At 55.7% G+C, this 20,503-nt stretch carries 23 protein-coding genes; 10 read left to right on the top strand and 13 right to left on the bottom strand.

Features of this window, described 5'->3' with window-relative positions:
• Window positions 1–19 precede the first annotated feature (19 nt).
• From AB1S56_RS04395 to AB1S56_RS04370, 6 genes are all read right to left on the bottom strand, one after another.
• On the bottom strand, window positions 20–691 hold the full coding sequence (locus AB1S56_RS04395) for an HAD family hydrolase (RefSeq protein ID WP_340870576.1): 672 nt from the start codon (window positions 689–691) through the stop codon (window positions 20–22).
• Window positions 692–983: 292 nt separating this feature from the next.
• Window positions 984–1,142: a hypothetical protein gene (locus tag AB1S56_RS04390; protein WP_340870577.1), complete on the bottom strand. Its 159-nt coding sequence runs from the start codon at window positions 1,140–1,142 to the stop codon at window positions 984–986.
• A gap of 452 nt (window positions 1,143–1,594) precedes the next feature.
• Window positions 1,595–2,668 carry an ABC transporter substrate-binding protein gene (locus tag AB1S56_RS04385; protein ID WP_340870578.1) on the bottom strand — a complete coding sequence of 358 codons (1,074 nt, stop codon included), beginning with the start codon at window positions 2,666–2,668 and terminating at the stop codon, window positions 1,595–1,597.
• Window positions 2,665–3,474 carry an ABC transporter permease gene (locus AB1S56_RS04380; RefSeq protein ID WP_340870579.1) on the bottom strand — a complete coding sequence of 270 codons (810 nt, stop codon included), beginning with the start codon at window positions 3,472–3,474 and terminating at the stop codon, window positions 2,665–2,667. Before AB1S56_RS04380 ends, AB1S56_RS04385 begins: the two co-directional genes overlap by 4 nt.
• Window positions 3,461–4,279, bottom strand: coding sequence for an ABC transporter permease (locus AB1S56_RS04375; RefSeq protein WP_340870580.1), 819 nt, complete (start codon window positions 4,277–4,279; stop codon window positions 3,461–3,463). The genes AB1S56_RS04380 and AB1S56_RS04375 overlap by 14 nt, the downstream gene beginning before the upstream one ends.
• The gene (locus AB1S56_RS04370; protein ID WP_340870581.1) at window positions 4,269–5,387 is read right to left on the bottom strand and encodes an ABC transporter ATP-binding protein; all 1,119 of its coding nucleotides are present in this window, start codon (window positions 5,385–5,387) and stop codon (window positions 4,269–4,271) included. The genes AB1S56_RS04375 and AB1S56_RS04370 overlap by 11 nt, the downstream gene beginning before the upstream one ends.
• Before the next feature lie 184 nt (window positions 5,388–5,571).
• Between AB1S56_RS04370 and ytxJ the strand changes: the two genes are divergently transcribed.
• The gene (gene ytxJ / locus AB1S56_RS04365; RefSeq protein ID WP_340870582.1) at window positions 5,572–5,910 is read left to right on the top strand and encodes a bacillithiol system redox-active protein YtxJ; all 339 of its coding nucleotides are present in this window, start codon (window positions 5,572–5,574) and stop codon (window positions 5,908–5,910) included.
• Here ytxJ and AB1S56_RS04360 read toward each other — a convergent pair.
• A complete protein-coding gene (locus tag AB1S56_RS04360) occupies window positions 5,907–6,044 on the bottom strand; it encodes a hypothetical protein (RefSeq protein WP_340870583.1) in 138 nt (45 codons plus the stop codon). The genes ytxJ and AB1S56_RS04360 overlap by 4 nt on opposite strands.
• 130 nt (window positions 6,045–6,174) lie before the next feature.
• Here AB1S56_RS04360 and AB1S56_RS04355 point away from each other — a divergent pair, with 130 nt between their 5' ends.
• Window positions 6,175–7,434 carry an S-layer homology domain-containing protein gene (locus tag AB1S56_RS04355; RefSeq protein ID WP_340870584.1) on the top strand — a complete coding sequence of 420 codons (1,260 nt, stop codon included), beginning with the start codon at window positions 6,175–6,177 and terminating at the stop codon, window positions 7,432–7,434.
• Window positions 7,435–7,493: 59 nt separating this feature from the next.
• On the opposite strand, the gene AB1S56_RS04350 is transcribed toward AB1S56_RS04355, so the two are convergent.
• Window positions 7,494–8,303 (bottom strand): YheC/YheD family protein, encoded by an 810-nt coding sequence (locus tag AB1S56_RS04350; RefSeq protein WP_340870585.1) that lies wholly within the window; start codon window positions 8,301–8,303, stop codon window positions 7,494–7,496.
• 209 nt (window positions 8,304–8,512) lie between these two features.
• On the opposite strand from AB1S56_RS04350, the gene AB1S56_RS04345 reads away from it, so the two are divergent.
• The 5 genes from AB1S56_RS04345 (at window position 8,513) to AB1S56_RS04325 (ending at window position 13,104) form a co-directional block, all read left to right on the top strand.
• A complete protein-coding gene (locus AB1S56_RS04345; RefSeq protein WP_340870586.1) occupies window positions 8,513–9,742 on the top strand; it encodes an AMP-binding protein in 1,230 nt (409 codons plus the stop codon).
• A 17-nt stretch (window positions 9,743–9,759) separates the two neighbouring features.
• The gene (gene sbnA, locus AB1S56_RS04340) at window positions 9,760–10,749 is read left to right on the top strand and encodes a 2,3-diaminopropionate biosynthesis protein SbnA (RefSeq protein ID WP_340870587.1); all 990 of its coding nucleotides are present in this window, start codon (window positions 9,760–9,762) and stop codon (window positions 10,747–10,749) included.
• Window positions 10,737–11,729, top strand: coding sequence for a 2,3-diaminopropionate biosynthesis protein SbnB (locus AB1S56_RS04335; protein ID WP_340870588.1), 993 nt, complete (start codon window positions 10,737–10,739; stop codon window positions 11,727–11,729). The genes sbnA and AB1S56_RS04335 overlap by 13 nt, the downstream gene beginning before the upstream one ends.
• Before the next feature lie 85 nt (window positions 11,730–11,814).
• The gene (locus tag AB1S56_RS04330; protein ID WP_340870589.1) at window positions 11,815–12,273 is read left to right on the top strand and encodes a MarR family transcriptional regulator; all 459 of its coding nucleotides are present in this window, start codon (window positions 11,815–11,817) and stop codon (window positions 12,271–12,273) included.
• A 114-nt stretch (window positions 12,274–12,387) separates the two neighbouring features.
• Window positions 12,388–13,104, top strand: a complete 717-nt coding sequence (locus AB1S56_RS04325; protein WP_340870590.1) for a peptidylprolyl isomerase — start codon at window positions 12,388–12,390, stop codon at window positions 13,102–13,104.
• 93 nt (window positions 13,105–13,197) lie between these two features.
• Here the strand turns inward: AB1S56_RS04325 and AB1S56_RS04320 are convergent, their stop codons facing one another.
• Together AB1S56_RS04320 and AB1S56_RS04315 are read right to left on the bottom strand one after the other, a co-directional pair.
• Entirely contained in the window at window positions 13,198–13,968 is a 771-nt protein-coding gene (locus AB1S56_RS04320; RefSeq protein ID WP_340870591.1) for a protein-glutamine gamma-glutamyltransferase, read from the bottom strand.
• A gap of 86 nt (window positions 13,969–14,054) precedes the next feature.
• Entirely contained in the window at window positions 14,055–14,843 is a 789-nt protein-coding gene (locus AB1S56_RS04315; RefSeq protein WP_340870592.1) for a Cof-type HAD-IIB family hydrolase, read from the bottom strand.
• A gap of 240 nt (window positions 14,844–15,083) precedes the next feature.
• Between AB1S56_RS04315 and AB1S56_RS04310 the strand changes: the two genes are divergently transcribed.
• Both AB1S56_RS04310 and AB1S56_RS04305 read left to right on the top strand, forming a co-directional pair.
• Complete coding sequence (locus AB1S56_RS04310; protein ID WP_340870593.1) at window positions 15,084–15,902, top strand: hypothetical protein; 819 nt, start codon at window positions 15,084–15,086, stop codon at window positions 15,900–15,902.
• A gap of 139 nt (window positions 15,903–16,041) precedes the next feature.
• Window positions 16,042–16,671, top strand: coding sequence for a response regulator transcription factor (locus AB1S56_RS04305; protein ID WP_340870594.1), 630 nt, complete (start codon window positions 16,042–16,044; stop codon window positions 16,669–16,671).
• Window positions 16,672–16,735: 64 nt separating this feature from the next.
• Here the strand turns inward: AB1S56_RS04305 and AB1S56_RS04300 are convergent, their stop codons facing one another.
• The 3 genes from AB1S56_RS04300 to AB1S56_RS04290 all read right to left on the bottom strand — a co-directional run bounded on the left by AB1S56_RS04300 (window position 16,736) and on the right by AB1S56_RS04290 (window position 18,519).
• The gene (locus tag AB1S56_RS04300; protein WP_340870595.1) at window positions 16,736–17,386 is read right to left on the bottom strand and encodes a hypothetical protein; all 651 of its coding nucleotides are present in this window, start codon (window positions 17,384–17,386) and stop codon (window positions 16,736–16,738) included.
• Between the two features lie 36 nt (window positions 17,387–17,422).
• Complete coding sequence (locus tag AB1S56_RS04295) at window positions 17,423–17,890, bottom strand: hypothetical protein (protein ID WP_340870596.1); 468 nt, start codon at window positions 17,888–17,890, stop codon at window positions 17,423–17,425.
• A 236-nt stretch (window positions 17,891–18,126) separates the two neighbouring features.
• A complete protein-coding gene (locus AB1S56_RS04290) occupies window positions 18,127–18,519 on the bottom strand; it encodes a hypothetical protein (protein ID WP_340870597.1) in 393 nt (130 codons plus the stop codon).
• 201 nt (window positions 18,520–18,720) lie between these two features.
• On the opposite strand from AB1S56_RS04290, the gene AB1S56_RS04285 reads away from it, so the two are divergent.
• Complete coding sequence (locus AB1S56_RS04285) at window positions 18,721–20,337, top strand: bifunctional UDP-sugar hydrolase/5'-nucleotidase (RefSeq protein WP_340870598.1); 1,617 nt, start codon at window positions 18,721–18,723, stop codon at window positions 20,335–20,337.
• Window positions 20,338–20,503: the final 166 nt, after the last annotated feature.

Here is a 20,503-nt window from a genome sequence, read left to right as displayed (position 1 = left end):
TTATTAACCTCTCACCAGCTCATACGCTTAATAAGCTTCCAGACACCAACGTTTCAAAATCAATATGCGTCAACGATACCGCATGAATGTAACCAGCCTCCGAATCGAACGGCAGCAGACCTGTCAGCTCATTCGGCACAACGATACAGCTCATGCCCGCGGCTGCGGCCGCTCTGGCGCCATTCGGCGAATCCTCAATGGCCACCGCCTCCTCCGGCTTGACCCCCAGCGCTGCAAGCGCCTTCTGATACAGCTCCGGATCAGGCTTCACGTTCTTTACATCATCCGCAGTCATAATAGTCTCAAAATAGTCCCGAATACCCAGCTCTTCAAGATGCTTCTCAATCCAGAACCTTCCGGAGCTGGAGGCCAGACCGATGCGAAGCCCCGCAGCCTTCGCCGCGTTCAAGTAGTCGAGAATACCCTCGCGAACCTCCTGCTTGCTCATAAGCGTGGCATGATCCTGGTGAATTCTGGCCTTGAACGCATCCAAGTCAAGCTCGATGCCCCGGTCAGTCTTCAAATACTCATAAGGATTAAACGTATAAATGTTCGTGCCCACGCACTGCGAATATTGCTCCAGCGTCAGCTCCACATCATATTCCTTATAAGCGTCGCGAAACGCGTAAAACCAAGGCGTCTCCGTATCAATAATCGTTCCGTCAAAGTCAAAAATAATAGCTTTCATCATATTTAGTTGCCCCTTTCACAAGCTTTCGTGTTAGTTATGTTAACAAAACCGTATCATGGTTTAACGAACGCCGTCAAGGCGATTCGCCCGCCAAGAGCGGCTTTTGCGTGCATTTGGCACCTTTTTCCGAATCGGGCTAACCCCTTGCGGGAACTAAGATGACATCGCTTTCTGAGAGCCCTTTCATTATTCAGAAAATTTTTTTTATTTTTTTCAAGAAATAATAGCCTCCTTCCATGAAAAAAAGCCTAGGACACGCGTGATGCATGTCCCAGGCCGATAAGCCATCCCCTTAATGTCCGCCCACATATTCCTCATCCGCTTGGGAGGGATCCAGCTTGCTCCTGCCCATGAACAAGGACACGAGCAGCGCAAGCGCCGCAGGAATAATGGCAAGCGCGAAGGTCAACGTAATCGACGAGGACAATGCTGCTGTAATGATGTCCAGCAACTCCGCCGGGAACCTCTCCCGCGTCTCCGGCTTCAGCAGCTCCCTCGGCTCGCCTATATTAAGCGAAATTGCTGCGTTTGTACATGATTTTGACTCAAAGCTTCACAACAGCCTCAGCAATCCTGCGAAAATACATCATTTTGTGCTATTTTCCTACCTTTAAAGCACTTTGCTACATAAATGATGTATGCCGTACATGATTTCCTTGCTGGAGCTGCTATTTCACATGAAATTGATGTATTTTTGCAGCATTCGCGGGCTGGAGGTTGCAGGGCTGGTCGCTGCAAGCGCAGAGCTGCTGGCTGCATGACGCAGGGCTAGTCGCTGCAAGGCGCAGGGCGGCTGACTGCATGACGCAGGGCTAGTCGCTGCAAGGCGCAGGGCGGCTGACTGCATGGTGCAGCACTGCTGGCTGCAAGGTGCAGCGCTGCAGCCTCCCCTCCCCATGAGCATTACTTCCGATGCATCTTAAACTCCAGGAACAGCTCGTTGTAATGCGACAGCATGCGGGGACCCAGGTTGTCGTACACCTCAAGGCGCTCAGTGAGCTCCTCGTCCGGGTAGAAGCGCTCGTCGCCGGAGATATCCTCCGGCAGCAGCGCGAGTGCCTCCTTATTCGGCGTCGAATAGCCGACATATTCGGCGTTCTGCGCGGCTACCTCCGGGTCCAGCATAAAGTTGATGAACTGATGAGCGCCGTCCAGGTTGCGCGCCGTCTTGGGAATGACCATGTTATCAAACCAGAGATTCGAGCCCTCCTTCGGCACAACGTAGTCGAGCTCCTCGTTCTCATACATAATCTCCGAAGCGTCGCCAGACCACACCAGACCTGCCGCCGCTTCTTCATTGGCGATGAGCATCTTGATCTCGTCCCCAACGATAGCCTTCACGTTAGGCGTCAGCTTCGACAGCTTGGCCAGCGCCTCCTGCAGATGCTCCTCGTTCGTGTCGTTCAGCGAATAGCCAAGACTGTTCAGACCCATACCCATAACCTCGCGCGCGCCGTCCAGGAGGAACACGTTGTTGCGCAAGCTGGGGTCCCACAGGTCATCCCAGCTCTCGAACGTCAGATCGCCGACAAGATCGGGATGGAACACGATGCCGACCGTCCCCCAGAAATATGGCACGGAATACAGGTTGTCCGGATCAAAGGACAGATGCATGAACCGCTCGTCGATATGCTTCAGGTTCGGCAGCATCGTATGGTCCAATTCCAGCAACAGGCCGTCATCTTTCATTTTGCTAATGGCATATTCAGAAGGAACGGCTACGTCGAACGTTGTGCCGCCCTGCTTGATCTTCGTCATCATCGCTTCATTGGAATCGAACGTCTGGTAGACGATTTTAATGCCCGTCTCCTCCTCGAACTGCTCCAGCAGCTCCGGATCGATATAATCGCCCCAGTTGTAGACAGTCAGCGTATCGTCGCCGGAATAGCCCTCGCTCTCGTTCAAATATGCCGTAGCATACATGAGGCCGAAGGCTGCGGCGAACACCAGCAGGAGCATACGAACGATCTGGCTCATACGCGTCCCTCCCCTGCGGCAGGCGCCTTATTATTCCGGCGGTTAATGAAGTAGTAGCCGATGACCAGCAGCACCGTGAACAGGAAGATAAGCGTAGACAGCGCGTTGATCGACAGCGACACGCCTTGGCGCGCCCGCGAATAGATCTCCACCGACAGCGTGGAGAAGCCATTGCCCGTCACGAAGAACGTCACGGCAAAGTCGTCGAGCGAATAGGTTAATGCCATAAAAAATCCCGCGAATATGCCTGGCTTAATATACGGCATAATCACCTTCGTCAGCACCTGCCAGGAGCTGGCGCCGAGATCGCGCGCGGCATCGATCAGCGTGCCGCTCATCTCCTGCAGCTTGGGCAGCACCATAATGACAACGATCGGAATGCTGAACGCGATATGCGACAGCAGCACGGACACGAAGCCAAGCTGGATGCCGGCGATCGTGAACAGAATCAGGAACGATGCGCCGATGATGACGTCCGGACTGACAATAAGCACGTTGTTCAGCGTCAGAAGCGTGCCCTTGGGGCGGTTGCTTCGAATATAATGGATCGCGATGGCGCCCAGCACGCCGATCACCGTAGAGATAGCCGCCGACAGCAGCGCGATCACGAACGTGTTCAGCACGATGATGAGCAGCCGTGTATCCTGGAACACCTCACCGTAAAACTCCCACGTGAAGCCCTCGAAATTCCGCATGGACCCGCCGCTGTTGAACGAATAGAACATAAGATAGAAGATCGGAGCGTACAGGATGACGAACACCGCGATCAAGTATAGGTTAGACAGCTTCCATTTACCGTTTGACAATGTCGATCAGCCCTCGCTTTCGATTCCCGGTCAGGAGCATGATAATCGCCATAGCGATAATGAGGAATACCGCGATGGTCGCGCCCATCCCCCAATCCTGCGTCACGAGAAAATGCTGCTCGATCGCCGTGCCGAGCGTAATAACTCGGTTGCCCGCGATAAGCCGGGTAATCATGAACAGCGACAGCGCGGGAATGAACACGGCCATACAGCCGGCCTTCACGCCGTCAAGCGTCAGCGGGAACACCACTCGCCTGAACGTCATCCATGGCGATGCGCCGAGATCCCGCGCGGCATCGATGAGTGTCTGGTTCATTTTCTCCAGGGCGTTGAAGATGGGCAGAATCATGAACGGGATAAAGATATATACCGATACGAACACAAAGCTGAAGTCGGTGAACAAGATTTGCTTCGCTCCGATACCCGTAGCCTCCAGCACCGCGTTGACGAAGCCGTACGTGCCGAACAGACCGATGAACGCGTAAGCCTTCAGCAGCAGATTAATCCAGCTTGGCAGAATGATCAGCAGCAGCCACAGCCCCTTGTGCTTGGTCCTCGTCAGCAGATAAGCCGTGGGATAGGCAACCAGCAGCGAGAACAGCGTGATCAGGAAGGCATACCAGAAGGAGCTGAGCGTCATCTTCAGATACACCGGCGTAAAAAACTTCGCGTAATTGTCCAGCGTCAGCTCGCCTTCTACATTAAAGAATGAATAATAAACGATCAGCAGAATCGGCGCCGCAACAAACAGCACGATCCACAGCACATAAGGAACCAGATACAGATTGCGCGCCCTAACGTCCATCTTGACCCACTCCGCTGTCCTCATAAGCTTCCAGCCGCTTATCGAATTCTTCCTCCGTCTCGCCGAGACGCATAACGTGAATCGCCTCCGGCTCGAAGATCAGACCGATGCGCTCCCCAACCGCCGCTTTGCGAGTGGAATGAACCAGCCATTCATTGCCCGCGTCGTCGTAACAGCTGATCTCGTAATGTACGCCCCGGAACAGCTGCGTGTCGACCTTCACCTCCAGCTTGCCGCTCCCCGCCGCCGTAATCTCGAGATCCTCCGGCCGGATCACGATATCTACCGTCTCGCCTTCAACAAGGCCTTGGTCGACGCATTCGAACCTGCGCCCTGCGAACTCCACCTCGAAATCGCGCACCATGTTTCCTTTTACAATATTGGATTCCCCGATGAAATCCGCCACGAAGCGGTTGATGGGCTCATCATAGATGTCCGTCGGCGTGCCCGACTGCTGGATCGTGCCTTCACTCAGCACAAAAATTTCGTCCGACATCGCCAGCGCCTCCTCCTGGTCATGCGTGACGAATATAAAGGTTATGCCAAGCCGGCGCTGCAGCTCTCTTAATTCGTACTGCATCTCCGTCCGCAGCTTCAGGTCAAGCGCCGACAACGGCTCGTCCAGCAGCAAAATTTCCGGCTCGTTGACGATTGCTCGCGCGATCGCGACCCTTTGGCGCTGGCCGCCCGACATTTCAGTCATTTCACGGCTCTCATAGCCGCTCAGATTGACGAAGCGCAGGGCTTCCGTTACTTTGGCTGCGATGGCGTCGTTCTTGAGCCCCTTGATGCGCAGGCCAAACGCCACATTCTCGAATACGTTCAGATGCGGGAACAACGCGTAATCCTGGAACACGGTATTCACCTGGCGTTTGTTAGCCGGCACCTTGTTAATGATATTTCCGTTAAAATAGATGTTGCCCTGCGACGGCTCTGTGAAGCCCGCGATCAGTCGCAATATTGTTGTTTTGCCGCAGCCCGAAGGCCCCAGCAGCGTATAGAACTTCCCCCGCTCGATTTCGAAGCTGACGTTCTTCAGAACAGCAGTCCCGCCGCCGTCGTAACGCTTCGTTACTTGCTCGAATCGAATGATGGTATGGTCGCGCATCCGGCATTCCTCCTCCGTCACAATTAAAGAAATCATAGTGATTATACAGCATTCATTCCAAAGGGCAAGTGAAAACTGTTGATTCATTAATTATATAGAAACCAGCGCTAAGCCGCTCAAGATGACTTGCAAGCAGACAAGGGTTATAATAATACAAACCCATTCCCAAGGAGAGTGACCACACATGACATACAAAGAAATTACGACAATTGAGCAATGGGAAGAAGCGTTCCGGCAATCGGATGAGCGTCCCGTTGTTCTGTTCAAGCACAGCACGACCTGCCCGGTCAGCGCCAACGCGCATGAGGAATTTAATCGTTATTTGAGCGACAGCCCCAAGGACGGCGTTGATTATCTGCTCGTGAAGGTCATCGAATCGCGTCCAGTCTCGAACAAGATTGCCGAGGATACAGGCGTGAAACACGAATCGCCGCAAATTATGTATATAGACAACAAAGCGAAGGTATGGACCGCCTCCCACTGGTCGGTGACGAAGGCGCATATCAGCGCGGTTCTGGACTAACGCGAAGCAGGACGGAAGCCTCGGACAGCGACATGCTGCCGGGGCTTTTTGCTTTGCGCCCATAGTATGAGTGCAGGCCCTCTGCCGCTGACGGCGTTAGGAAATACATCCCGGTTGCCCTGCGCCAAATCCATTCCCTTCCCGCCCCTCCTTAGTGCTTTATGCTTGCCGCAGGTTGTGCCGTACAGCCCATTCTCAATTCTGGCCATATATGGTTATCTAAAGAATGTCGGAAAATATCGTACCCGGGAGGATTCTATACTAATGAAACGTTTGGCGTTACTTGCAACAGGCTTCGCGCTCGTTCTCGCGGCCCTTCAGCCGCCTACGGCGAACGATCGGGCCAGCGCGGCAGTCTCAGCATCCATCTTCAGCGATACCAGAGGGCATTGGGCGGAGCCTACGATTAACGAAATGGTCAGCCGAGGCATTCTGGAGGGGTATGCGGATGGGACTTTCCGCCCGGAAGAGCCGGTGAAGGTCGACCAATTCGTCAAAATGCTTATTCTATCGTACAGCGATCTGCACCCGAACGGCTCCCGCAGCTGGGATGCGGATTTCGTGGGCTCGCTGAGCCTTGAGAACCAGGCCATACTGAAGCAGGATTACCGCTACTTTACCTTCAAACCAAGCACGTCGGGCTACTGGGCCAAGGAGTTCATCAGCATCGCAAGCGACCTGCATTTCCTGAACAAGGATCGTTACGTCGACTTTCAGGCGGATATGACCCGCGAGAACGTAGCCGAGGTTATTTATTATACGCTGCAGGAAACGGAATTTCTGGAGGACAGCAGCTTCGGACAGAAGATGGCTCAGTCTTACGGCGACATCACCAGCGCCACCGATCGGGAGCAGCGTTTCATCGCCGAAGCTCTGGTCAAAGGCATTATGGAGGGCTATCCCAACGGATTTTTTGGCGTTGGCCAGAAGGTCACTCGCGCGCAAGCGCTGATCCTGCTGGAGCGGCTCACCGACAAATCCAAGCGCAAGACCGTTAAGGTGTCGCCGGACAAGCTGGAGCGAATCGTCCCCACGGAGGGAGGCGGCACCAAAATCATCATTTTCCCGGATAAGCGGATGTGGGACGCCTATGAATCGCTGCTGGTCGCGGCGGGCCTGCGCGGAACCAATCAGGATCTGTTCGGCACCACGCTTAGGCTCTACAAGGATCAAGCGGAGAAGGACAGTGTGCGCGGCGGGACGGCGGGAGCAAGTGTCTCGTCGGCCATTAACGAAGAAGCGTCAATCTGGCTCGATCCGCAGTACAACACCTATGGCGTAACCATGCGGCTCCGCGAGGGCTCGCTTGCCCGCAATATGGAGGTGGTGGAGCAATTCGCCAACGGCTTGTTCGGCTATAACGCGATCGCGTTCAAGCAGCTGTTCAGCGAGGTGTGCGCCAAGGTGGAGAAGGGTGAGAGTATCATCCAGACCCATGCGGTAATTGGCACGGATTCCATCAGCATTCTGATCGACAGCAAGCAGAAGCAGGTTATCTTCTCCATAGCCGCCAAGTCGTCATAGCCGGCAAAACGAACGGAGCGCATGCCCACGCATGGCGCTCCGTTCGTTTGTATTGGACCTTACAGAATTGTCTTCGCTTTGTTGCATTGGAGCGGGTACGTGCGGCCATAGCTTCTCCCATAATGGATAATTCTGCGAATCATCGTCTGATCTGGCAGGATGGCGAACGGGCAATGGTCAGGCGTCGTATTGACCTCCAGAATCCAAGGCTTCAGATTGCGGTCCAAGGCAATATCGAGACCTATCTCCAGCATTTTCGGATAGCGGCGGCGAAGCGACTTGATTGTCGAGAGCCCCAACCCGTCCAGTTGCTTCTTCAGCCGGGCTCTCTGCATGGGACTCGTATACGGAGAGAGCACCTGCTCCGCCGTCAGAATCGTGCCTCCCTGGCTGCCGTTTGTTACGATTTTGCCCGGATGCGCCACACGTCCCACCGTGCCCGTCGCCTCGAAGCCGCCGGACGGCGACTTCTGCACCACAAGGCGCAGATCGAACGTTCTTCCCTCGTATTTGAGCGCGTGAATGCCTCGCTGTACGAGATAGCTTCTGCCGCCCGCATCCCTCCTGATGGAATGGTATAGGCCGTCGAAGCTGCGGAAGGAGTGTCTCACCCCCGCCAGCTGATAGACGTATTCTCCGCCGTCTGCCTTCTCTACTCGCATAACACCCTTGCCCAGCGAGCCGTGGGTAGGCTTCACGTATACCATCTGGTAGCTGTCCAGCATTCTGCTCAGCGTCGCACGGCTCAGCCTTCTCGTCTCCGGAATATGCGGGCGCAAGCCCGCGTCTCTTAATAGAACAACTGTTTTGGCCCATTTATCAGAAATTCGATAACCTCTCCTGCTAGCTTTCCCTTCAAGCTTAGGCATTGTCCTCCACCGAACTCCCTTCTCGCCCGCGGGATCCAGGCGTATTGCATATCTAGCGATTGCTCTAACAAATAACCGTACTTATTCATACTATACGAAAAAAGTGGAAAAGCGCTTTAGGCCGCTGTCGTCATCGCCGAACCAACTCCACGGCGGCACATATGCTTGTAGTAACCATATTGAGATGCTCGAAGGAGAGAACTGGAGCGATGACCGATTTGCTGAGTGAGCTTCAGAACCATTTGCGCCGAATAGCCGCGCTCCATCCCTGGTACGGCCAGCTGCTCGGCGAGGCCGGTATCAGGCTCGGGCTGCGGGAGTCTGTTGACTTGAAGCGGCTGCCGCTCCTGGGATCTGCGCTGCTAGAGAAGCATTATTATTCACAGCCGCCGCGGCATGAAGCGGGACTGTCCGTCTACCGCACCTCCGGCACATCAACGGGCACACGGAAATCAATCTATTACTCCGAGGAGGACGAGGGACGCTACATGGCCGCGAAGCGCTCCAGCTACGCCGCATGGCTTGGCGTGAACCATGGCATCCGGAGGGCGATGGCCGATCTGGGAACCGGTCACGCGGCCAGTACGGCGCTCGCCATCTTCGAGAGCATGGGCTGCCTGGGAGAGGCCATTCCGTTCACCGCTCCCATCCAGGAGCACGTCGTTCGCCTGGCCGCGTTCCAGCCGCAGCTGCTGTACACGATGCCCTCCATTCTGGAGGCGATTGCCGAAGCGGCTCCCCATCCGCGCGAACTGGGGATACGGAAGCTCATTCTGGTCGGGGAGCTCGCCTCGCCGGAGTGGCAGTCCCGCATAGCTGCGCGGTTTGGCCTTCAGCCAGGGGACGTGCTGGACACATACGGCTCCATTGAAGCGGGAGCAATCGCCGCTTATGACCACGGGCTCGGCCGTTATGTTCTGGCCGAAGGCATGATCGGCGAGTCGCTCCCCGCCGAGCTGGTTGATGACCAGCTTGAGCCTCTCAGCCTTGACGAAGGCGTTCTCGTCATAACCTCGACACAGCGCTCTCTCTTCCCCGTCATCCGTTACGTGACGTATGACGTCGTACGCGATTTTCGGACTATTGAGCGCGATGGACGGCTGCTTTATACCTTTCGCGGCATTACAAAGCGTATCGGCCGCGAGTTCAAGCATGGGGAGAAGATCAGCTTGTACGATATTGAAGAAGCGGTCTACCGTCATGCCACTGACGTATCGCTGCGGGTCGGCATGGCCGACAACAAGCTGACGCTTTATCTGGCGGGTGAGCATTTGGACGAAACCAAGCTGCTCGCCATCCGCTCCGAGGTGGAGAACAGCATAGATGATATCGGCTTGATGATCCGCAACGGCCTGCTGGGGGGAATCCAGGTTCTAGCTGTCGGCTCTATGAATCGGCTGCCTGCGGGCGGTGTCAAAGCCAAAAAATTATATCAATGAAAGGCGTTGATGCGGCCATGGCGACAGGCTGGCTGGATCGAATCGGCAGCACGCCGCTGCTCCCCCTCGATCGGCTGTTCCCGAATGATCGCGGCATAACCGTGTATGGCAAGCTGGAGCTCATGAATCCCACCGGAAGCGCCAAAGATCGGACTGCGCGGCGTATGATAAGTGCCGCGCTTGAGAGCGGAGAGCTGGCTCCGGGGGCTGTAGTCGTCGAGTCCAGCTCCGGCAATATGGCCATTAGCTTGTCCGCCATCTGCTCCTATCTGGGGATACGATTCATCAGCGTGATTGATCCCAGAACGACAGCGCAGAACATCGCGATAATGAAAGCCTTCGGAGCCGAAGTGTCGTACGTGGCAGAGCCCGATCCCGTGACGGGCGAATATCTTCCCGCCCGGCTGGCGCGCGTGGAGCAGCTGCTGCGTGAATGGCCCCACAGCTATTGGCCTAACCAGTACGGGAATCCCCATAACTGGCAGGCGCATGCCAACGGCACGATGGCAGAGATCGCACATGCGCTGCCTCGCGTCGATTATGTGATTGGCGGCGTCAGCACCTGCGGGACGATGCTCGGCTGCTCCACTTATATTAGGAATCACGGGCTCGGCACCAAGGTTGTTGCCGTGGATGCGGCGGGCAGCGTCATACTAGGCGGAGACAAAGGCCCTCGCCGCTTTCCCGGGCTTGGAGCAGGCATTGTGCCGCCGTTCGGACAGGAGCGCTTCATGGATCTGGCGGTCACTGTAAAGGATCGGGATATGGCGATGGCCTGCCGAGCGCTTGCTAAGGCGGAATCCCTCCTTGCCGGTCCATCCTCCGGAGCATGTATCGCCGCTCTTCATTCGCTTATGGACCGCATACCGGACGGTTCGGTATGCGTCGTGATGCTGCATGACCGCGGCGAGCGTTACATGGACACCGTATTCAACGACAAGTGGATGCTCCAGCAGTTCGGGCATTCGCTTCCGCCAGCAGGAGGGGGCTCACCTTGCTCTATTTGAATGAATCGCATATTCATGCCGTCGGATTCGGATGGAACGAGCTGACCGGCGTGCTTCGAAGGACGCTGGAGACGATGGAGCAGGGCGCTTACGCCCAGCCTCTGAAGCCTTATCTAAGGTACGGCGATCCCCGCAATCGCATCATTGCCATGCCCGCCTATATCGGCGGCGGCATTCGGGCCGCCGGACTGAAGTGGATTGCGAGCTTCCCCGGCAATCCCGGCATAGGCTTGCCGAGAGCTCACAGCATCACGCTGCTGAACGATGCCGACACAGGCGTTCCGGCGGCCGTTCTAAATGCGCCCTCCGTCAGCGCCGCAAGAACGGCGGCCGTCAGCGGTCTCATGCTGAAGCATTGGATCGCAAGCCGCGGCGAGACGGCTCCTCAGTCGCTCCGCGTAGGCATTATCGGGTGGGGACCTATCGGCAGATTTCATGCCGATATGCTCGTGCAGCTTTTCAAGCCTTATATGGAGCTGCTCTATCTGTACGATATTCGCGGCGTCGACTGGCAGCTCGCCAGCGAACGAACGCTGTCCGGCTGGGAGGTCGGCCGCGTACGCGTGACGTCAGACTGGGAGCCGCTGTATGCGGCATGCGATGTCGTGATCACGTGTACGGTAAGCGACAACCGATATATTCATGCCGCGCCCGCGCCCGGCACGCTTCTGCTCGATATTTCTCTGCGAGACTATACGCTGGCTGCAATCGCTGCTGTTCCAATCGTCGTTGTGGACGACTGGCAGGAGGTGTGCAGGGAGAATACCGATATCGAGCTCCTTCACCGCGAGGCGGGGCTGAGCCAGGAAGCCGCCATTACGCTTGGCGATGTGGCGCTGCGCGGGAGGCTTCGGGACTTGCATACAGCCTCCAGGTCCGTCCTCTTCTGTCCCATGGGCATGGCGGCATTCGACGTTGCCGTCGCCGACTGGTTAGTGCGCAGAAGCATGGAGCTCGGCATCGGGGTCACGCTGGAATAAGGACGTGATCCCGATTCGTTGACAGCGCAATCCGCCATCCCGTATATTAAATTTAATACAATTGAATTGAACGATGGAGGATTACATGCATACGGATGACACGCTGAAGCTGGACAATCAGATTTGCTTCTCGATCTATGCGGCGTCCCGCGAAATTACGAAGCTATATCGCCCGCTCCTGCAGGAGCTCGGCCTGACGTATACCCAATATGTCACGATGCTTGCCCTGTGGGAGCAGGACGAGGTGTCGGTAAGCGCGCTTGGCGCCAGGCTCTATCTGGATTCTGGCACGCTGACCCCTCTCCTGAAGAAGCTGGAGGCCGCAGGGCTTCTGACGCGGATGCGCGACAAGCACGACGAGCGCAGCGTTATCGTCACCTTGACAGAGCAAGGACGCCAGCTGCGGGAGAAAGCCGTCTGCATTCCAGAGAAGCTTGTCGCTGGCCTGAACGCGACTAAGGAGGAAGGCGTGGAGCTGCTCGCGCTTATGCGCGAGCTGCTGCATAGGGTGAAGGCTCCGGCCATGACAGAGGATGAGAGCTGAGCTTGCCGACGCCTGTGAAGGTTAGATTTTCCTCCCGCGATTATGATAAGATGGATGCTAGAAAATCATGCCGAGCTCGGCGGCAATTGACATCCATCAGGAGGGAATTTGGTCATGAAACGTTTCAAAACTTCATTTGGCTTATATGCCATTGTGCTGCTGGCACTCGTGCTGGCGGCATCCGGCTGCGGTGTGAACCAGGGCAGCGGGACAACGAACAACGCGGGACAGGAGCAAGGCGGCGGCGCCGCTTCGCCGTCACCCGCTCCGACGGAAACCGCGTCCAACGAGCCTGAGCTGCTTGGCTCGGACAAGCATCCGCTTGTCACCATAGAGCTGAGCAACGATCAGGTCATTAAGGTGGAGCTGTATCCGGAGGTTGCTCCCAACACCGTCAACAACTTTATATCGCTCGTGGAGAAGGGCTTCTATGATGGTCTGATGTTCCATCGCGTCATTCCGGGGTTCATGATTCAGGGCGGCGATCCCGACGGCAATGGCACCGGCGGCCCTGGCTACTCCATACCGGGCGAGTTCACGAATAACGGCTTCGAGAACAAGCTGAGCCACAAGCGCGGCGTAATCTCCATGGCCCGGTCCAACGCTCCGGATTCCGCGGGCTCACAGTTTTTTATCGTCGTAGAGGATTCCATATTCCTGGACAAGCAATACGCCGCGTTCGGAGCGGTTGTGGAAGGCATGGAGGCTGCTGATGTCGTTGTGAATCAAGACCGTGACGGCAACGATATGCCGCTGCAGCCAATCCTTATGAAGAAGGTAACCGTGGACAAGAAGGGCATGACCTTCGAGGAGCCGCAGCACGCGTCCTAGGGCGCACACAAAAACAGCGACATCGAGCGCACAGGACTCGCACCTGCGCCTTCTCGACTGTCGCTGTTTCCTTTCCTGGCCGTTAAGCTTTCATTAACCTGCGGGCACCGCTTCCGCTTCGTCCTCGCGCATGGACAGCAGCCGCACCGCCTCATAGTCCGGCAGCAGAATCAAGTCCTGCAGATAAGCCGATATGAAGCTTCCCGGCCTTCTCGCCTTATTCAGCTGGGCGATTATGTCCGATCCCGATCCAATCCCAATGCCGTGTCCGAAGAACAGATTATCGTCCAGCATAATGACATTCTCCCCTTGCCATTCCGGCGTGTCGGGATGATGATCAGGATTTTTGAAGTAGAGCACGTCGCCCGCGTAGGTTTCCCCTAAATTGTGATGTGTAATTAACGGCAAATCTCTGTCCGTTTGCCAGTCCCGCAGGAACAGCCTCTGGAAATGCCGGTTGAAGGCGTCCTCCCCTATCGTCTCAAGAACCGCCTTGTACAGCATGATAATGATAGCGGTAGCGCACTCGAAGGCGTACAGCTGCCCATTCTCAAAAATATCGCTGACAGCCACGGCCGGCGGAACGCCCGGCTTCAGGAGAAACCCGCCGTTCGGGGTTCGCGTCCAATACCTGTCGTTCGCCCGGGAATTAGTGAAGGTGGCGAAGCTGACTCCGCTGGCATACATCGACTTGGCCGCCTCCACAATATTGGTCCGCATCTTCAGCTCGAACAACAGCGATTCCAGGCTGGGATAACGGTACATCACGGGACTATTCATCTTCCTCCGCAGCGTCTTCTTCTCCAGCTCCGTCAGCATTCGCGGCGGAAACTGAACGGGGCTGCCATCCGAGATTACAATCACGCCTCTTCCCCCAAGCATCGTCAAATGTCTAGGTTATTGTACGTGGGCAATCATCGTTTGGTGAGAGCGAAAAAAAGCAGCCTCGCTTACGCCGAACGAACCGGCAGCAAACCCGCTTCGATGAGGCCGTTGCGGATGCCCCCTTCATCAACATGAGTCGTCACGAAATCCGCGTACGGCAGCAGCTCAGGATTGGAGTTGCCCATGGCTACGCCGAAGCCGACGTAAGCCAGCATTTCCTTGTCGTTCAGCCCGTCGCCGAACGCAACGGCATCCGCCTCAGTGTAGCCCAGCTTATCCAGCAGAGCCGCGATACCCTCGGCTTTGGAGCCGCCGGCCGGCAGCACGTCCATCGCCTGCGGGTGCCAGCGAATTAGGGTAAAGTCGGATTTCAACGCCTCGTAGAGAGGCTCGTCATGGCTTTCGCAATGCAGGAATACCTGGAAAATATCATCTGTGCGCCAGAAGTCGGGATTGTAGCCCGGCAGATCAACCTTCAGCGACTGCACAGCCTCCGTAATAAAGGGATGATTCTCCCGGTCGCAATAGAATTGATGCTCGCCCTCGAATACAAGCCCATGCTCATGCTGCGCCGCCAGCGCAACAAGCGATTCCAGCGCCTTCTTCTCAATCGTCTTGCGGTACAGAGGCTGCCCCTTGTAGACAACATAGCCGCCGTTCAAGCATACGAAGGACTCGATCCCCAGCTTCTCCGCCAGCGGCTTGATGAAATAAGGAGCCCTGCCAGTCGCGATGACCGGCTCTACGCCGCTTTCCTTCAGCTCCTGAATCGCCTCAATCGTATCCGCCGGAATTTCTTTGTTCTCATTGACTAACGTACCATCGATATCAAAAAATACGATTTTATACTTCATGGCTCAATCCCCTATCCGTTTTTCACTTAAGTATAGTTAAAAAAACGCTTCGCGCCTATAACGTAAAGGCTTAAATAAGAATTCTTTATATTTGCTTGACCATCAACAACCGATGCGGTATAGTGATGGAAACTGATGTTCGGACAAGCGGGAAGCACCCGCAGGGCGAGACGTTCTCCGTCTCCCTTGCGGGTGCTTTTTGTGTTGTCCGTACTATGCCAAAAGGAGGTTTTCCCTATTATGTATCGTTCGCTTGTTGTCCGTGCCGTCTGCTTGTCCGCTGTTATCCTCTTATCCTTAGCCAGCTATGCCTTCGCCGCTCCGTTCGAGCTCTCCCCCACCGCGAAGTCGTCCTTCGACCGAATGGTCGCTGGCGCGGACGCCAAAGCCGCCGCTGAATTGAAGCGAAGCTATTCGGAGCTCCAGGCTCTCCAGGGGCAGGAGATCAGCCTCGACCAGAAGATCAGCGCTCTGCATTATAAGAATGAAGAGCGCTCCGCCTCCCTCCGCAAGGAGATCAAGTCCATTGATTCCGCGAAGCTCCGGTCACTGGAGCTCTCGCTGGAGCAGACCGAGCGCCGATACGAGCCGTTATTCGAGCTCTACAGCACCCACAAATCCCAGCTGAGCATCGCCAAAGTGTCGAAGAATAAGGAGCTTATCGCGTTCGCCAGCGCGCAGGCCGAGATAACCAAAGCGGCCGTTAAGGCCGCTAATGCAAGCATCGACGCCAAGGAAGCCGCCTTGAAAAAAGCGAAATCGGAGGCTGCCGCCAAGATGAAGGCGGTCCGCGACCTGCTGAGCGCGGCAGAGACGCCCGAAACGAGGATCAAGGCAGCCAAAAGCTCCGCAAGCAGCACCAAGAAGCTATTTGTGACGGAGTCTAAGATATTGCTGCAGAACGTGCGCAAGCTGGACGCCCCCGCCACGAGCTTATCCCTCTCCCGCATGCTCCTCTACCAGCGCCAGATTCTGGCTCAGAGAGTGAAAGCTTATGAATATGAAGGTCAGATCGGAGCCATTATCGGAAAGGCTGAAGCCTTGCTAAAAACATTTTAGGCACACTTCATGCATTCACAGGCTTCCAATCATTGAAATATATTGGAAGAGGCTGTATACTTGTACTAGTACTTTATTCTTAGGTATTTAGCTCTATATACGGCTTACTCCAACCCTTGAAAGGAGCCTCAGGAAGGCAATGAATCTGAAAGTGCTAGTAGTAGAACCCTTCCAGTTAGTTCGGCGCGGAATTACTTCCATACTATCCAGCGATTCTGCGATTTCCATATGCGGAGAAGCAGAGAACGTCAGGGAAGCGCTCGAAATTGTTGAGAAAGAACACCCGGACATTTGCATTATGAACAACCGCATCCATCAGCAGAGCGGACTGGACGTCATCCAGAAGCTGATGAAGACGGGCACCACATGCAAATTTGTATACTTGACCTCCGTTATGACACCCTCGGAGCTGGATCAGTCGCTAAATATAGGCGTGCAAGGCGTAATTCTGAAGGACTCTCATCCGGAAGAGCTGCTGTTCGCCGTACATACGGTGCATCGGGGCAAGAAGTATTACGATTTCGAATTGCTGCAGCCCAGACTTCAGGATGCGCAGCCGGACAACGAGCATCAGCTTACGTCGAAGGAGCATGAGGTGCTGCAATGCTTGAGCGAAGGCTTATCCAACAAGGAAATCGCGAACCGGCTGTACATTACGGAATACACCGTCAAGAAGCATGTGAGCCAGGTGCTGGCCAAGCTTAACTTGTCTGACCGCACAAAAGCCGCTCTCTACTTCCATTCCAACAAGCTGGGCGCTCTGGCTTAGAAGTGAAGCGGCTTGCTATTTTCACTAACAGGAAGAGATGATTGAGATCCCCCTCAGTCATCTCTTATTTATGTTCATCCAGGTGCAGCTCCGCCTCTAGCTCCAGCTGCTCCTCCACTCCCTGACTCTCTGTTGGCTGATCCTCCGCTTGCTGCAACTCTTCCGTCTCCGTATCCTCTTCAATTGCTTCATCCTCTTCCAGCTCCACAGTTGGCTGCTGTCCCTGGGGGAGAAGCTCGAGAGCTTCCTCTTCCGGTTGTATGCTCGCAGGAGAATGCCCTACTTGATCCATGGCCGCCATCGCATTGGCGAGGATCGCCGATAGCTGCTGGCTGTATGCCGCTTTGTCGTTGTCATTGGCGAAGCTTGCATGTGCAATCAGCCCATTGGCATGCGCTTGCAGCGCTTCAACCGCAAGCCGCTGCTGCTCCTCGGTATACGCGGCCAGCTCGTTGGACTTCTGATCCAGCATCGCATGCAGCTGCTGCTGAAGATACTGCTTCTGTATTTCGGTTTCCGACATCACAGTCTCGCTCAAAGCGCTTACCGCTGTATCCACTTGACGCTGCGCCCAAGCGTCCATCTTGCCCTCCAGATGAAGATCGGCATACGCTACGCCAAGCGGCGCAGCAGCCATAACGAACGCGACGGCCATAGCGACCCAAACCTTAGGACGTCTTGCATTGCTTCTCGATGCTCGGCGATTCCGTTCCACTATTCGTTGGACCTCCTCATTGCTTCTGTATATCATCTAGCGCTCCAATAATGCATCTATGGCATCTGCGGCCGCTTGCTCCAGCTCCAGCTCCGCCGCTTGCTTTAAAGCTTCCTCTGCTTGCTCCAATTGCGTTGCTGCTTGTCCCGGCTCACCGCTGCGGCCCAGCCATTCCTCCGAAGCCGCTTCCAGCTGCTTCATGTATGCTTGCTCCCGTTCCGACAGCTTGGCTGCAGCATGACGCTCTGCCGATGAAGCCGCAGCTTCTATCGCCCTCTCAGCCGCTTCCATATGGGACTGGGACAGCCTCCCCACATGAGCCAATGCCGCCTCCCGATCTCCTTCAATGACGCTCTCTACAGTCGACTTGCTCTGTTGAAGCGCACCTTTGTACCAGCCCTCCAGCTGCTTCCCCGCATCCAGGGACGCATACGCGGCACTCATGCCAATGACAGCCGCCGCGGCTAAGCTCGCTAAACCTGCCGCTGCCCTTCTCTTCAGCATATTGTCGCCCTCCCCGCGCTTCAGTCTGGATCCATTCATATTCCGCCAACTTTACTATATCCAGTATACGAAATTAGCCAAAGCACGAAATCACTATGAAGTATAGTTTTGGACACAGAAAAAAGAGCCACCGCCGGGTAGCTCTTCATCCGTCCCCTTCTACTTCGGGACTACAGAATATTGTCTATTGGTAGTACATTGGCATACCACTTTGGTACCATGCTAACGGCCTGTCACTAGCGTTTGCGCCGATAGCGAACAATAGCTGCCGCTATTTCCGCCACAATACCCGCCGCTATGCCGATCCCCACCAGAAAGAAAAAAGCCAGCATGCTGGCGAGATCCTCCCAGCCTGTGTCTCCTCCGGCGTATACAGTCATAGCAGCAAGCCCAGCCAATAAGCCCGCGGACGAGAAGCCCCAGAGCCAGCGCGCCCCCAACCAGCCTGCCAGATGAAACACCAGCGACAATGCGGCCGCAAGCAGCACCATACGCAAGGCATGTGTGCCTGTAAACGTCTGGTCCGCCAGACCGAACCGAATCAGCCATAATAACGCTCCTACCACTATCGTTGAGATTACCGCGTAGCCCCACCATTTACCGCTGCCCTTTTCCGGTATCCAGCGCATATTGTCCACTCCCCCGAAGAATTAGCATCACGCTTTATTCTATAGACGGCAACTGATGTTTAATTGTTTCGCATTTGTATTGAATTTTCGTAAAAGCATGCTGAGAACAAGGATTGGCGGGCTTCTTGTCGAATTGCGATGTATTCCGCGGGCTGCCGGCTGTGGCGCCTGCACCCGTCTGCAAAGGAGCGAGAAGCCTATATGTCTACACATTCCCATATACCGATTACCATCTGGTCCACAAGCGATCTGCACGGATTCCGCTGCACGCCGGGCCACCATCCCCTCATGTCGGATTTGAACCGTATGCACGCGCTTGCTCGTATGATCGAGGCAAGGAGAAGGGAGCTCGGCCGCTCCTTCTTCTGGTTCGACAATGGCGATGCCTATCAAGGCGCTCCCCTTGCCGACTATATCATGAGCGATCTTAGGAACGGTGAGGCGCGGCTGCACCCTATGACAGAATGGTTCCGCCAATCGGGCTGCGACGCCTTTGTCCCCGGGAACCATGAATTCAACTATGGCCAGCATACCGCGCTTCGGCTCGCTGAGCAATTCCCCGCGCCGTGGCTGTCCGCCAACATCGTGCTGGAGGACACCAACGAGCCGTTGTTCGGCACACCTTATCGCATCTGGACGACGGAGGAAGGCGCGCGCATCGCGCTGCTTGGCCTCACCACCTCATACATTCCGGCATGGGAGCAACCCGCGCATATCGAAGGGCTTCGCTTCCTGTCCGCCGTCGAGACGGCCAAGCGGTATATCCCGCTCCTGCGTGAGGAGCAGAAGGCGGACGTTGTCATTGTCTCCTATCACGGCGGGTTCGAAGCCGATCCCGACAGCGGCACCGCCACCGAGCCGTTCACCGGCGAGAACGAAGGCTACCGGCTCTGCACGGAGCTTAACGGCATTGACGTCCTGCTTACGGGTCATCAGCACAGGCAGATCGAAGGAGTGCGTATCGGCCATACACCGGTGCTGCAGCCAGGTTCCCATGGCTCTAATGTCGCCGAGGCCAAGCTTCTGCTGCAGCAGGCAGACAGCGGCCGTTGGACTGTCGCCTCGGTATCCACTCGCCTGATTCCTGTAGACAGCACGGAGCCCGCTTCAGCACCGGAATGGCTGCGCCCTTATGAAGCCGACATTACCAGCCGTCTGAACAGACCGCTGGGCCGCATCATTGGCGACATGCGTATTCGCAACCCCAAGGAAGCAAGGCGCGTGAAGCACCCCTTCGTGCAATGGCTGAACGAGGCACAGATGGAGGCCGCAGGCGTAGATGTGTCGTTAACGGCATTAATGGACGACCACGCTCCAGGCTTTGGGCCCGTCGTCACAGATCGAGATATTGCCGCCAATTACCCCTATCCCAACACGCTTGCCGTACTCAGGCTGAACGGCCGGCAAGTGAAGGAAGCGCTGGAGCGGAGCGCTTGTTATTTCACCATTAACAATAAGGGCGAGCTGGCAGTCAGCGACGAATTTCAGTCACCGAAGCCGCAGCCTTACAATTACGATATGTGGGAGGGCATCACGTATACGCTGGATATATCTCGCCCCCTGGGCGAGCGTGTGACAGAGCTGCTGTACCGCGGCCAGCCCCTCTCGCTCGAACAGGAGCTGGATGTCGTCATGAATCATTACCGCGCGAATGGCGGAGGCGGCTATGACATGTTCATCGGCGCTCCCGTCGTCAAGCACATTCATAGAGAGGTGATCGAGCTGCTGGCTGAAGCCTTGTACGCCAAACCGGAATGGCATGCTCGACTGACCGAGAATTGGAGGGTTATCGGACAGCGGGGGAAAGAATACATATAACCAAAATGTACAGCGCTCAGGAGGCTTCCCCGTGTTGAACCCGTCTAGGGCATATGCTACACTGATGTCATTCCATGGCAATGGCAATAACCGCAGCCATGAGAAGCTGCAGCTGCGAACACAGGCGTATGCCTGTGTTTTTTTGCCACAACTCACTTTATATGCC

Source organism: Paenibacillus sp. PL2-23, assembly GCF_040834005.1.
Lineage (GTDB): Bacteria > Bacillota > Bacilli > Paenibacillales > Paenibacillaceae > Pristimantibacillus.
This window is presented reverse-complemented; position numbering and strand designations above follow the sequence as displayed.